We start from the raw sequence: 13,531 nt of genomic DNA, 5'->3' as shown, positions 1-13,531 counted from the left end.
ACATCGCGATGACCAGGTCATTCAGCTTGAACCGAGGTCAACCACCGATATCGGACAACCCGTGCCTGCCAGGCTTCCAGACGGCCACCACCGAGGGCCGCGGCACGCTGGCACCCCCGTCGGGCCAGTGCGAAACGGGGTTGTCGGCACTCGCACCGTCCACTTCCCCGGGGTGCTGGACACAGACAGTGACCACTTTGTCGCCGATGATCGGACCGCAGGTCTCCGCGCCCTTCGGCACGGTCAGGAACAGCTTCAGGTTGCCGCGCTGCTTGCCGTCCAGCGGCACGCCGTAGAGCCCGTCGTTGATGCCGAGCGCCCCGGCGGAGTCGGTGGAGATCCACAGGTTGCCGTGGCGGTCGAAGGCCACGTTGTCCGGGCTGGAGATCGGCGAGACCTGGTCCTTCGGGAAACCGGCGAAGTAGGTGTCCGGCGCGGCCGGGTCGCCGCAGACCAGGAACAACCGCCAGCTGAACTTCAGCGCGAGCGCGTCCTCCTCGAGTTCGAGCACCTGGCCGTGCTTGTTGTTCAGCCGCGGGTTGGGCTCGGTCGCGCCCTCCTTGCCGGGGTTGCCGCGCTCGACGTTGTTGCTCAGCGCGCAGTAGATCCGGCCGGTCTTCGGGTGCGCCTGGATGTCCTCCGGCCGGTCCATCTTGGTCGCGCCGACCTGGTCGGCCGCCTCGCGGGTGAACACGTACACCTCTTCGGCGGTCATTCCGTCCACAAAGGACTTATTGCCCGCGGCCAGCGGGATCCACTCGCCGCTGCCGTCGAACTCGCCGTCGCTGGGCAGTTTCCCGCTGCCGTCGATCTCGGACACCGGCGAGTCACCGGTGAACCGGGCGACGTAGAGGGTGCCGTCGTCGAGCAGAGTCATGTTGTGGCGGCGGGCGTGCGCGCTGTCGCCCTTCTTGACCTTGCCGTTCGAGACGTACTTGTAGATGTACTCGAAGCGCTCGTCGTCACCGGAGTACGCGACCACGCGGCCGTCGTCGGCGATGCGGATGTTCGCGCACTCGTGCTTGAACCGGCCGAGGTGCGTGTGCTTGACCGGCGTGCTCCCGGGGTCGTGCGGGTCCAGCTCGATCACCCAGCCGAACCGGTTCGCCTCGTTGACCTGCTTGGTCAGGTCGAAGCGGGTGTCGAACCGCTCCCACTTGCGCACGGTCTCCGTGCCCTTGATGCCGTAGCGCGCGAGCCGCTTGCGGGTCTTCTCGTCGGGCACCAGATCGGCGTTGCCGAAGTACTGGTTGACGTTCTCCTCGCCGGACAGGATGGTGCCCCACGGCGTGACGCCGCCGGCGCAGTTGTTCATCGTGCCGAGCACCACGGTGCCGGTCGGGTCGGCGGAGGTCTTGAGGAGGTCGCTGCCCGCGGCCGGGCCGGTCACCTTGAACGGCGTGTGCATCGTGATGCGCCGGTTGAACTTCGACATCTTCGGCTGGAAGTGCCCGCTCCACGGCGACCGCGTCACCAGCACCACGGTCAGCCCGTGCGCCGCCCATGCGACCTTGACCTGCTCTTCGGTCGGGTTGTCCACGTCGTAGCCGGGGAACATGTGCGTCTCGGTGGTGTACTCGTGGTTGGTCACCAGCAGCGACGCGTGCCCGGCGTGGTCGAGCGGCAGGAGCGCGGCGAAGTCGCAGTTGTAGCCGAACTGCTTGGCCTGCGCGTCCCCGGTCTGCTTCGTGATGTCCCACTTCGGCGCGCCGGGCAGCACCGGGTCGCCCCAGCGGATGATGATCCCCTGCTCGTAGCCCTCCGGCACGACGACCGCGTCCAGCGTGTTCGGCTCGACCCGCCGGAAGTCCAGCCCCGGTGGCGGCTTGGGGCGACCGTGGTCAGGGGCGGGAGCGGCGAGAGCGGGTGCGGCCGTCGCGGCGAGGCCGCCCGTGGCGAGCGCGACCACCGCGCCCGCCTTCAGCGCCCCGCGGCGGCTGACCTCGGTCAGCACGTCGGCGAAGGTGGCGTTGTCCGAGGTGTTGGGCACTTCGTGGAAGCAGGCGTCCCCGCAGCGGTAGGTGCAGGTGACGGCCGCGCGGCTGGGTGAATGGCCGGAAAGCAACGGCAGGAACTTCAACGCGGACCTCCAGGTTCGGGAGACCGACGCTAGGCCAACCGACCAGGGGAGGGAATACCTCCGTTGGTCGGTTGTTCACCTCTTGTTCATTAGAATTCCTCGCCCACCAGCGCCGCCGTGGCGGGCACCCGGTGCGAGTCCGGGGTGCGCTGCCGGATCGAGAGCAGCCCGCCGGCCAGCACGCAGAGCACGGCGGCGACCAGGAACGGCGCCTGCGGCGAGCCGAACCACTCGGCCACGTGCCCCACCACGGTGGCCGCGACCGCGCCGCCCATCCAGCGGAGGAAGTTGTAGCCCGCGCTGGCCACCGGGCGCGGCGCGTCGCTGACCGACATCGCGGTGCCGGTGAACAGCGTGTTCAGCAGGCCGGAGACCAGCCCGGAGACGATGATCGCGGCCACCAGCACCGGCTTGCTCGGCACCAGCATCACCGCCAGCAGCACCGCGTAGGCCAGCACGGCGACCACGGTCGCGTGCCGTTCACCCAGCTTGGCCGCCAGTTTCGGGGCGAAGACCACCCCGGCGACCGCGACGCAGAGGCCCCAGCCGCAGAACACCAGCCCGACCGCGATGGCGCTCCACTCCAGCACGAACGGCGACCACGCGAGCACCGCGAAGAACGCGGCGGTGTAGAGCGCCGAGCCGATCGAGGTCCGCAGGAGACCGCCGTGGCGCAGCGCGCGGATCGGGTCGAGCAGGCGCACGCGCGGGCGCTGCTCGTCCTTGTCGTTCTGCAGGAAGATCGAGCACAGCACCAGCGCGCCCGCCATCAGCACCGCGGTCCCGAGGAACGGGCCGCGCCAGGAGATGTTGCCGAGCAGCGCACCCAGCAGCGGCCCGACCGACAGGCCGACGCCGAGCGCGGCTTCGTACAGCAGGATCGCGCCGGCCTGCCCGCCGGTGGCCGCGCCGACGATCACCGACAGCGCGGTGGCGATGAAGAAGGCGTTGCCCAGCCCCCAGACCGCGCGCAGGCCGACCAGTTGCTCGATCGACCCGGCCGCCGCGCACAACGCGGTGGCCACGACGATCAGCGTGAGCCCGGTGAGCACGGTGCGCTTGGCCCCGAAGCGGGCGCTCATCGCGCCGGTGAACAGCATCGCCACCACCTGCACGCCCAGGTAGGACGAGAACAGCAGGGTCACCTCGGACGGCGTGGCCTGCAGCCCCTCGGCGATGGACAGCAGGATCGGGTCCACCAGGCCGATGCCCATGAAGGCGATGACCGCGGCGAAGGCGGTGATCCAGACCTGCTTCGGCTGACCCTTGATCGCGGCCAGCAGGCTTCCGTGGTTTCCGGCGCTCATCAGCGGCGCTGCCTCCTCTTCACGCGAGTCTTAACTTAGCCATGCTAACTAAATTTACTTAGCATGTCGAAGTAATCCGGCGCACAGGTACCGTCACGCGCATGGACGCGGTGGTTTTCGATCTCGACGGTGTACTGGTCGACTCCGAGCAGACCTGGGACGAGGTGCGGCGCGCGGTGGTCGCCGAGCACGGCGGCACCTGGCGCGACGAGTCGACCCGCGCGATGCAGGGGATGAGCACCCCGGAATGGGCGCGCTACCTGGTGGAGGACCTCGGCGTCCTGCTCGGCGCGGACGAGGTGGCGAAGGTGGTGGTCGACGGCATGCGGCAGCGGTACGCCGACGGGCCGCCGGTGATCGACGGCGGGCCGGAAGCGGTGCGCGTGGTCGGGGAGCGGTACCCGGTGGCCATCGCGAGTTCGTCGCCGCCGGTGCTAATCCAGGCGTTCCTGGAGGCCACGGGTCTCCGCGACCTGGTGCGGGTGGCGCTGTCGAGCGAGCAGGTGGACGCGGGCAAACCCGCCCCGGACGTCTACCTCGAAGCGGCGCGGCAGCTGGGCGTCGACGCGGCGGACTGCGCCGCGGTCGAAGACACCACGAACGGCCTGAAGTCGGCGATGGCGGCGGGCATGCGGGTGATCGCGGTGCCGAACCCGCACTTCCCGCCGGACCCGGCGGTGCTGGAGCAGGCCTCCGCCGTCCTCCGCGAGATCAGCGACCTGCCCCGGGCGCTCGGGATAACGCTATGAATGGGGCATTACTGGCAATCAACGCTAGTAATGCCCCACTCCTAGCAGCACTCAGGCTTCGCCGGCGATGAACTTTTCGACGGAGTCGCGCGCGGTGGCGTCGTCGTACTGCTCCGGCGGCGACTTCATGAAGTACGAGGAAGCCGACAGGATCGGCCCGCCGATGCCGCGGTCCTTGGCGATCTTCGCGGCCCGCACCGCGTCGATGATGATGCCCGCCGAGTTCGGCGAGTCCCAGACCTCGAGCTTGTACTCCATGTTCAGCGGCACGTCACCGAAGGCGCGGCCCTCGAGCCGGACGTAGGCCCACTTGCGGTCGTCGAGCCACTGCACGTAGTCCGACGGGCCGATGTGCACGTTGCCCTTGCCGAGGTCGCGGTCGACCTGCGAGGTCACCGCCTGGGTCTTGGAGATCTTCTTCGACTCGAGCCGCTCCAGCTCCTTCATGTTCAGGAAGTCCATGTTCCCGCCCACGTTGAGCTGCATAGTGCGGTCGAGCTGCACCCCGCGGTCCTCGAACAGCTTCGCCAGCACGCGGTGCGTGATGGTGGCGCCGACCTGGGACTTGATGTCGTCACCGACGATGGGCACACCCGCATCGGTGAACTTCTTCGCCCAGACGGGGTCGGAAGCGATGAACACCGGCAGCGCGTTGACGAAGGCGACCCCGGCGTCGATGGCGGCCTGCGCGTAGTACTTGTCCGCGGTTTCCGAGCCCACCGGCAGGTAGGAGACCAGCACGTCGACCTCGGCCTCGCGCAGGGCGGCGACCACGTCGACCGGCTGCTCGTCGGACTCCTCGATCGTCTCCCGGTAGAACCGGCCCAGCCCGTCGAGCGTGTGCCCGCGCTGCACGGTGACGCCCAGCGGGGGCACGTCGGCGATCTTGATGGTGTTGTTCTCGCTGGCCACGATCGCTTCGCTGAGGTCACGGCCGACCTTCTTGGCGTCCACGTCGAACGCCGCGGCGAACTCGATGTCCCGCACGTGGTACTCGCCGAACTGGACGTGCATCAGCCCGGGCACACGCGAGGCGGGATCGGCGTCGCGGTAGTACTGCACACCCTGCACCAGCGATGCGGCACAGTTGCCGACGCCAACGATGGCCACCCGAACGCTGCGGCGGTTCTCGCCCATGCCGGAATCTCCTTTGGTTTCGTTCTTCACGTAGGTAGTGGCCGAGCGGAGCTCAGGGCTCCTCTGCCCGCTGCTCGGCCTGCTCGTGCGCGATCAGCTCGTTGAGCCAGCGCACTTCTCGTTCGCTGCTTTCCAGGCCAAGCCGGTGCAGCTCGCGGGTGTAGCGGTCGATCCTCTCCTCGGCCCTGGCCATCGCCGCCCGCAATCCCTCGCGGCGCTCCTCGACCCGGCGACGGCGGCCTTCCAGGATCCGCATCCTGACGTCGGCCGGTGTCCTGGAGAAGAACGCGAGGTGGACACCGAAACCCTCGTCGTCCCAGGTCTGCGGACCGGCGTCACCGAGCAACTCGGCGAACCGTTCCTTACCCTCCGCGGTCAGCTTGTACACGCGTTTCCCGCGACGGGCCGCCCACGCACGGCTCTGTGCTCGAGCGGCGGGCTCCGGCGCCGGGGCTTCGCCGTCCTCCTCGACGATGAAGCCCGCCCGCTGCAACCGGCGCAGGGTCGGGTACAGCGAGCCGTAGGAGAAGGTGCGGAACATGCCGAGTGTTTCGTGCAGCCGCTTGCGCAGCACGTAACCGTGCATGGGTGCCTCGTGCAGCAGTCCCAGCACCGCGAACTCCAGCACGCCGGTCACCCCCTTCCGGGAACAAACGACGCGCCTCGGCGTTGCTCCGTATTACTCCATCCGCGCGTCGCAACCTACCGGGCCACTATATCGCGCCGATACATCGAAGTGGCGTACCTAACCCGGTGGATCACTGCCGGCCACCGAATGGCACCCAGGGAATTCACCAGAGCGTTATCAGTCCGTCGGCGTGTCGCACCCAGGCGGGGGATCACTAGGCAGAACGGCTCATCGGCGCGGGCGCGGAGCCACGTACTCTGTCAGCGTGCGAACCCACCGGCAGATCGTGGACTACGCGTTGCAGCGCCGCGCGCTGCTCGCCGAGGTCTACTCGGGGCGCGTCGGCACCGCCGAGGTGTGCGACGCGACTCCGTACCTGCTCAGGGCGGCCAAGTTCCACGGCACGCCCGGCCAGGCCGACTGCCCCGTGTGCCGCCGCGAAGCGCTCACCGAGGTCTCCTGGGTGTACGGCGACGAGCTCAAGCACGCCGCGGGTTCCGCGCGGGCTCCGGAGGAACTCGCGAAAATGGCCAACCATTTCGGCGAGTTCACCGTGTACGTGGTTGAGGTCTGCCGGACGTGTGGGTGGAACCACCTGGTGCAGTCATACGTCCTTGGGACCGGACAACCACACCCTCGTACCCGTCCGCGGAGGTCGGCGGGGCAGTGATCCCAGCGTCACAGGGGCAAGCGAGAACCGATGACCACAGAACGGCGTCCCCCGAACCGCCGATCTGGGAGGCCTTTTCGTGAATGATCAGTACGGCCGTTCGTGGCCGGAAGAGGAACCGGGCCAGTGGGATGCACCACAGTGGCCGGGTGGTGACAACCGCGGTGGCCCCCGCCAACCGCAACGCGGCAGCCACGAGTGGCCGGCCGGTGACGAACCGCAGTGGCCAGGCGGCGAGCAGGGCGGCCGAGGCCGTCCTCCCCGCGGCGGCCCGGCGCCCGGTGGCGCGCAGGGCTGGCCGCAGGAGGACCGGCAGCCGCCGCCCCCGCGCCAGCAGCACGGAGGCGGGTACCGCCCGCCGCCGCCCGGCCAGCCACCGCTCCCCCCGCGACGGCAACAGCCGCGCCAGGAGGAGCCGACGAGCTTCGTGCCGCCGACGCCGGAGCAGCCTGAGCCCGAGCTGATCACGCACCACGAGCACAACGGCACGGGCTTCGCCGGCGACGCCTACGACGACCGGCGCGACAGCTGGCCGTCGGACGAGAACCAGGCCGCGTTCAACGAGTACAGCGCGGACGACGACGGGGACGACGGCGACGGCAAGAAGCTGCTGACCCCGGCGCAGCGCAAGCGACGCCGCTGGAAGCGGGTGCGCCGGGCGGTCTACGTGCTCGTCGGCCTCTTCGTGGTGGCGCCGGCCGCGGCGTTCACGGTGCTCTACTTCACCGTCGACGTGCCGACCCCGGCGGAGGTCGCGGCCAAGCAGGACAAGGTGGTCACCTACCTGTTCGCCGACGAGACCGAGCTGGGCAAGGACATCCCGCAGGGCGGCAACCGGGAGATGCTCGAGCCGGGCGACATCCCGCAGAACGTCCGCCGGGCGATCTACGCCACCGAGGACTCCACCTTCGAGACGAACTCCGGCTTCGACATCACCGGCATCATGCGGGCGGTCTACAACCAGGTCACCGGCGGTGTCGGTGGTGGTTCCACGATCAGCCAGCAGTACGTGAAGAAGGCCACGGAGAACGAAGAGGGCACCCTCACCCGCAAGGCCACCGAGCTGGTCAAGTCCTTCAAGATGAACAAGCAGTACAACAAGGACGAGATCATCACGGCCTACCTGAACACCATCTACTTCGGTCGCGGGTCGTACGGCATCCAGACCGCGGCGCAGTCGTTCTTCGGCAAGAGCGCCAAGGACATGACCACCTCCGAGGCCGCGCTGCTGGCCGGCTTGATCCAGCAGCCGGGCCGCTCGGAGAACCGCGCGGTGGCCGAGGAGCGCTGGCGCGTGGCGATGGACCGCATCGTGGAGAACAACTGGATGACGCCCGCCGAGCGGGCGCAGGCCACCTTCCCGGAGATCCGGCCGCTGGAAGAGGTGCGCAAGCAGTCCATCGCCGGGCCGAACCTGCTGCTGAAGAACCGGATCGTGGACGAGCTGGAGTCCAAGGGCATCACCGAGGACAAGATCCAGTCCGGTGGCTACAAGATCTACACCACGATCGACCCCAAGGGTCAGGACCTGGCGATCAAGACGGTCAACGAGGTGATGGAGGGCCAGCCGCAGGACCTGCGGGAGGCGCTGGTCGCGATCGATCCGAAGACCGGTGGGGTGCTCGCCTACTACGGCGGGCCGAACACCAAGGAGGACCAGCGCGACTGGGCGAACACGGCCCGGCCACCGGGCTCGTCGTTCAAGCCGTTCGACCTCGTCGCCCTGCTCAAGACCGGCAAGGGCCTCGGCGAGACCTATGACGGCACCTCGCCGCGGAAGATCCAGAACGCCACCGTGCGCAACTCCGAGGGCGTGGACTGCAGTGCGCAGTGCTCGGTCGCGGAGGCGATGGAGAAGTCGGTGAACACCGTGTTCTACGACTTCGTGGCCCGCCAGACCGGGGTCGAGGAGGTCGTCGACGCCGCGCACCAGGCCGGGGTGAAGGCCCCGCTGGAGGACGCCGACAACAACCTGTCCATCGGTGGTGGCCGGGGCGCGGAAGTGACGCCCGCGGAGATGGCGGCGGCTTACGCCACGTTCGCCGCCGACGGCATGCAGCGCGACGCGCATTTCGTGTCGAAGGTGCTGAACTCGCGCGACGAGGTCGTCTACGAGGCCGAGGTCGCGGAGAAGCCGGCGTTCGCCGAGGACGACCCGGACAAGAGCAAGCAGATCGCCGGGAACGTGACGAAGTCGCTGGTGCCGGTGCTGCCGTACTCGAAGCTGGCGTGCGGTGGCGGGTACGACTGCGCCGGGAAGACCGGGACGCACCAGTACACGCCGAAGGCCGGGGAGCCGGACAGCCTCGGGAACGAGAACTCGCAGGCGTGGATGGTCGGCTACTCGCCGACGGTGTCCACGAGCGCCTGGGTCGGCACCGAGGCCGACAAGGTCATCCGGATGGCGAACAAGAAGAAGATCTACGGCAAGGACCTGCCGGGCGAGATGTGGAAGAAGTTCATGGACGCCTACCTGAAGGGCAAGCCGAAGGAGAAGTTCTCCGAGGTGAAGCTGATCGGCCGCACCGTGCCGACGGCGCCGCCCTCGCAGCCGTCCAAGTCGCAGCAGCCCAGCCAGACGCCTTCCTCGCCGGCGCCGAGCGAGTCGACCGCCCCGTCGGACCCGCCCGATGGCGACCCCTCGGGCGGGCCGAGCGACTCGGACAAGCCAGGCATCCCGGGCCTCCCGGGCGGCCCCGGTGGGCACAACGGCGGCGACCCCCTCAACGGCCGAGATCCAGACGACAACTGAGGTAGTTCTCTTTTTCGGGGCCCTGCTCGCCGTATTCCGGCAAGCAGGGCCCCTTCTTCATGCTTTGATCCGGGCGCGCCCGGGTGGTTGCCCTCGGCCGGGTGCCGGCTCGCCACGCACCCGACGGCAGCCTCCCGCGCCACGGCTTCCCTTCTGCTTCCGCCCCGCGGCACTCACCTGCCCGAACGCAGCACTCAGCTAACTGAACGCGGGGTTCGCCTGCGCGAGCGCAGGCCTCAGCCGCCTGAACTTGAACTCGGGCGCCTGAATGCGGAAGTCGCGTGCGCGAGTGTCGGACTCGGCTTCCTGAGCGTGGGGTTCGCCTGCCCGAACGTGGGGTTCGCCTGCGCGAGCGTCGAATTCGGCCCGAGCGCAGGCCTCAGCCGCCCGACTTGCGGGGCTCGGCTACCCGAACGTCCAACTCAACCGTCCGAATGCGGAGTTCGAGGGCGCGAATGTGGGACTCGGCTACCTGAGTGTGGAACTCGGCTGCACGAGTGCGGAGTTCGCCTGCGCGAGCGTCGAACTCGGGTGCCTGAACGTGGGGTTCGGGCGCCTGAACGTGAAACTCGGGCGCCTGAATGCGGAAGTCGCGTGCGCGAGTGTCGGACTCGGCTTCCTGAGCGTGGGGTTCGCCTGCGCGAGCGTCGAACTCGGCTTCCTGAACGTGGGGTTCGCCCGCCCGAGCGCAGGCTTCAGCCGCCCGACGGCATGGGCCTCGGCTACCAGAACGTCCAACTCAACCGTCCGAACGCGGAGTTCGAGGGCGCGAATGTGGGACTCGGCTACCTGAGTGTGGAACTCGGCTGCACGAGTGCGGAGTTCGCCTGCGCGAGCGTCGAACTCGGCTTCCTGAACGTGGGATTCGCCTGCGCGAGCGTGGGATTCGGGCGCCTGAACGTGAAACTCGGACGCCTGGATGCAGGGCTCGGCTGCCTCAACAAGAAATTCGGGCGCCGGTGGGTTCGCCTGCCTGAGTGTGAGGTTCGGCTTCCTGAGCGTGGGGTTCGCCTGCGCGAGTGTGAGGTTCGGGTGCCTGAGCGTGGGGTTCGGGTGCGGGAGTGTGAGGTTCGGGCGCCTGAGCGTGGGGTTCGGGTGCGCGAGTGTGTAGTTCGGGGGGGTTAGGGGGTGGGGGTGGTCAGGAGGTGGGCTCGGGTGGTGGGGGTGAGGAGGGTGCCGCGGTGGAGGAGGGAGTGGATTTTGCGGGTGTTGCGGATGTCGGTGAGGGGGTTCGCGTCGAGGATGAGCAGGTCGGCGCGTTTTCCTCGGGCGATGGTGCCCAGGGTGTCCGAGAGGCCCAGGTGGCGCGCGGGTTCCTTGGTCGCCGACTGCAGGGCCTGCATCGGTGTGCATCCCGCTTCGACCAGGTAGGCCAGTTCCTCGTGCAGGCTGAACCCCGGGAAGACCCACGGCGAGCCGGTGTCCGTGCCTGCCATGATCGGGACGCCCGCCCGGTGCAGGGCGCCGGTGAACCGCAGCCGGTGGTCGAAGAGGGAGTGCCGGTCCGGTTTCCGGCGCAGCGCCTCCAGCGCCCACCGCCAGCCTTCCCGGACGTCGGCGGGGAGGTACTTCAGCCGGTAGTCGTCCGCCGAGATGAGCGAGGGCCGGTCCAGGACGGCGTGCCGGACGAGCGCGGGGATGTGCGGCGCAGGTGAGCGCACGAACCCGACCGGGTCCAGCGGCAACGGCGAGGGCGGCGAGGGTGCCCGGATCGTGGTCACGCCGTAGGCCAGCAGCAGCGCGTCCCTGGCCGGGTCGGCGGGGCCGTGCACCCGCAGGTCGAACAACCCCGGCACGACGAACTTCCCGGTCAGGTCGATCTTGCGCACCCCACGCGGCACGTGCGTCTCCCCGAACCGCCCCAGCGCCGTGATCCGGCCGTCGCGCACCACCACGGTCGCGTCCGGTTTCGGGCGGCCGCCGGTGGCATCGATGACGGTGGCGTGCAGCAACGCCAGCTCCCCGGAGATCACCTTCCCACTGTCGGTGATCCCGCCGCGCGAAGCCCTACCGCGCGCTACACCTTTGCCGGTGGGGTCTGCACCACGCGCCGCTCCGCGCCGGACACCGCGGCCGCTTCGATCACGCGCAGCGCCTCGACCGCGGACGCCGGGTCGACCGGGTACGCGCCCTCGCCACGCAGCGCCGCCGCGACCTGGGCGTAGAACTGCTCGTACTGCCCGGTTTCCGTCGGCACGCGGCGCGTGTCGTCGCCGGTGCCGAGTACGCCCTGGTCGCTGTCCGGCTCCACGCCCCAGCCCGCTTCCCCCGGCTTCATCCCCGCCTTGATCTGCGGTTCCTGCACGTCGAGCCCGTACTTCGTGAACGTGGCGCGGTCGCCGAGCACCCGGAACCGCGGGTTCAGCGTGGCCGCGAGCGCCGAGGTCCACAGGTGCGAGCGCACGCCGTTCTCGTGCGTCAGCGCGACGAAGACGTCGTCGTGCACGGCGCTGCCTTCGCGCCGCTTGTCCAGTTCGGCGTAGACCTCGGTGACCGGCCCGAACAGCTGGAGCGCCTGGTCGATGATGTGCGCGCCGAGGTCGTAGAGCAGCCCGCCCGCCTCGGCGGGGTCGGCGAACTCGCGCCAGCTGTCGCGCAGCTTCGGCACCCAGCGGTCGTAGCGCGACTCGAACCGGAAGACGCCGCCCAGCTCGCCCGAGTCCAGCACCTTGCGCACGGTCCGGAAGTCCGAGTCCCACCGGCGGTTCTGGAACACGGTGAGCCCGACGTTCGCCGCGGCCGCCGCGTCGATCACCCACTGCGCCTCCGCCGAGGTCGGCGCGAACGGCTTGTCCACCACGACCGGCACGCCGTGCTCGATGGCCTGCAGCGCGAGCGGCACGTGGGTCCGGTTGGGCGTGCTCACCACGACCAGGTCCAGCCCGCGGCTGTACAGCTCGTCGGCGTCACCGAGGATCTCGGCGCCGGGGTGGTCAGCCGTCGCCTGCTCCGCGCGCGAAGCGTTGCCGGTGACGATCGCCGCGACGGACAGGCCGGGGGTGGCGGCCACCAGTGGCGCGTGGAACACCCGCCCGCCGGTGCCGTACCCGATGATTCCCACTCGCGAGTCAGCCATGGCTCCCATTAAAACAACACTGTTGATTAACGGCAACACATGCGAGGATCAGCCGGTGGAGACCGAGTCCAGGGCCGGGGTGAACCTGCGCGGCCTGCGCGAGCACAACCAGGCGCTGCTGCTCGGCGAGATCCGCCGCGCGGGCGGGCTCAGCCGGATCGAGCTGGCCGAGCGCAGCGGGCTGACGCAGCAGGCGGTGTCCAAGATCGTGCCCGCGCTGCTGGACGCGGGCATCCTCGATGAGGAGCGCGAGCCGTCACGCGGGGTGGGCAAGCCGCGTATCCGGCTGCGCATCCGCCCCGACGCACGCCACGCGCTCGGCGCCCAGCTCGACCGCGACGAACTGCGTGTGGTGCGCACCGATCTGCTCGGCACGGTGGTCGCCGAGGAGACCCGCGACCTGCCGGCCGGCTTCACCCCGGACGACGCGATCGGCGCGCTCAAGTCCTGTGTGGACGATCTGCGCGGCGACACCCTCCTCGGCCTCGGCGTCGGCGCGCTCGGCCCGCTGGACCACACCACCGGCGTGCTGCGGGAGGCGACCAACCTGCCCGGCTGGCACGAGGTGCCGCTGCGCGACCTGCTCACCGAGGCCACCGGCCTCCCGGTGCTGGTGGACAAGGACACCAACGCGGCCGCCGCCGGGTACGCCTGGCACGCCACCATTCCGGCCCGCGCGGCCGCCGTGGTGCTGGTCGGCACGGGGATCGGCGCCGGGCTGCTGATCGACGGCAAGGTCTACCGCGGCCCGCGCACCAACGCCGGCGAGTTCGGGCACACCACCATCGCGCACGACGGCCCGCGCTGCCCGTGCGGCCGGCGCGGCTGCATCGAGGTGCTGCACAACGCCGCCGTCCGGCGCGGGGATCCCGGCGAGGCCGCGCGCCTGCTCGGCGTCGGCCTGGTCGATCTGGTGCAACTACTCGATCTCGAACAGGTCGTGCTCTCCGTGCGGGCGCGGCCCGAGCTCTACCGCGCCCAGATCGACGCCCAGCTGAGCGCGTCCCTGCCGCTGCCGGGGTGGCAGAAGCTCGACCTGATCCTCGCCGAACACGACGATCGCCTGGTCGCGGCGGGTGCGGCCACCGAGGTACTGGCCAGGTTCTACGCCGATCCGTCCACGTAACAGGTT

The 13,531-nt window shown here is 69.6% G+C and carries 10 protein-coding genes; 4 read left to right on the top strand and 6 right to left on the bottom strand.

The genetic code is table 11. The features are described 5' to 3' along the window. Positions 1 to 37 precede the first annotated feature (37 nt). Together JOM49_RS06750 and JOM49_RS06745 are read right to left on the bottom strand one after the other, a co-directional pair. On the bottom strand, positions 38 to 2,080 hold the full coding sequence (locus tag JOM49_RS06750) for a PhoX family protein (RefSeq protein WP_209663491.1): 2,043 nt from the start codon (positions 2,078 to 2,080) through the stop codon (positions 38 to 40). 89 nt (positions 2,081 to 2,169) lie between these two features. Then, entirely contained in the window at positions 2,170 to 3,387 is a 1,218-nt protein-coding gene (locus tag JOM49_RS06745; RefSeq protein WP_209663490.1) for an MFS transporter, read from the bottom strand. A gap of 101 nt (positions 3,388 to 3,488) precedes the next feature. On the opposite strand from JOM49_RS06745, the gene JOM49_RS06740 reads away from it, so the two are divergent. Beyond that, entirely contained in the window at positions 3,489 to 4,136 is a 648-nt protein-coding gene (locus tag JOM49_RS06740) for an HAD family hydrolase (protein WP_209663489.1), read from the top strand. Positions 4,137 to 4,187: 51 nt separating this feature from the next. Here the strand turns inward: JOM49_RS06740 and JOM49_RS06735 are convergent, their stop codons facing one another. Both JOM49_RS06735 and JOM49_RS06730 read right to left on the bottom strand, forming a co-directional pair. Further along, positions 4,188 to 5,273: an inositol-3-phosphate synthase gene (locus JOM49_RS06735; RefSeq protein ID WP_209663488.1), complete on the bottom strand. Its 1,086-nt coding sequence runs from the start codon at positions 5,271 to 5,273 to the stop codon at positions 4,188 to 4,190. A gap of 52 nt (positions 5,274 to 5,325) precedes the next feature. Beyond that, on the bottom strand, positions 5,326 to 5,901 hold the full coding sequence (locus tag JOM49_RS06730; RefSeq protein ID WP_209663487.1) for a PadR family transcriptional regulator: 576 nt from the start codon (positions 5,899 to 5,901) through the stop codon (positions 5,326 to 5,328). A gap of 265 nt (positions 5,902 to 6,166) precedes the next feature. Here JOM49_RS06730 and JOM49_RS06725 point away from each other — a divergent pair, with 265 nt between their 5' ends. Further along, the gene (locus JOM49_RS06725) at positions 6,167 to 6,571 is read left to right on the top strand and encodes a DUF5318 domain-containing protein (RefSeq protein ID WP_209663486.1); all 405 of its coding nucleotides are present in this window, start codon (positions 6,167 to 6,169) and stop codon (positions 6,569 to 6,571) included. 79 nt (positions 6,572 to 6,650) lie between these two features. Further along, positions 6,651 to 9,323: a transglycosylase domain-containing protein gene (locus JOM49_RS06720; protein ID WP_308158670.1), complete on the top strand. Its 2,673-nt coding sequence runs from the start codon at positions 6,651 to 6,653 to the stop codon at positions 9,321 to 9,323. 1,121 nt (positions 9,324 to 10,444) lie between these two features. Here the strand turns inward: JOM49_RS06720 and JOM49_RS43640 are convergent. Together JOM49_RS43640 and JOM49_RS06710 are read right to left on the bottom strand one after the other, a co-directional pair. Further along, positions 10,445 to 11,296: an amidohydrolase family protein gene (locus JOM49_RS43640; protein ID WP_209663485.1), complete on the bottom strand. Its 852-nt coding sequence runs from the start codon at positions 11,294 to 11,296 to the stop codon at positions 10,445 to 10,447. Between the two features lie 44 nt (positions 11,297 to 11,340). Continuing rightward, the gene (locus JOM49_RS06710) at positions 11,341 to 12,399 is read right to left on the bottom strand and encodes a Gfo/Idh/MocA family oxidoreductase (RefSeq protein ID WP_209663484.1); all 1,059 of its coding nucleotides are present in this window, start codon (positions 12,397 to 12,399) and stop codon (positions 11,341 to 11,343) included. A 55-nt stretch (positions 12,400 to 12,454) separates the two neighbouring features. Between JOM49_RS06710 and JOM49_RS06705 the strand changes: the two genes are divergently transcribed. Beyond that, on the top strand, positions 12,455 to 13,525 hold the full coding sequence (locus JOM49_RS06705) for an ROK family transcriptional regulator (protein ID WP_308158669.1): 1,071 nt from the start codon (positions 12,455 to 12,457) through the stop codon (positions 13,523 to 13,525). Positions 13,526 to 13,531 lie beyond the last annotated feature (6 nt).

The sequence above is a fragment of the Amycolatopsis magusensis genome (assembly GCF_017875555.1).
Classification (GTDB): domain Bacteria; phylum Actinomycetota; class Actinomycetes; order Mycobacteriales; family Pseudonocardiaceae; genus Amycolatopsis; species Amycolatopsis magusensis.
The sequence above is the reverse complement of the archived record's forward strand: the minus strand, read 5'-3'. Positions and strand labels throughout refer to the sequence as shown.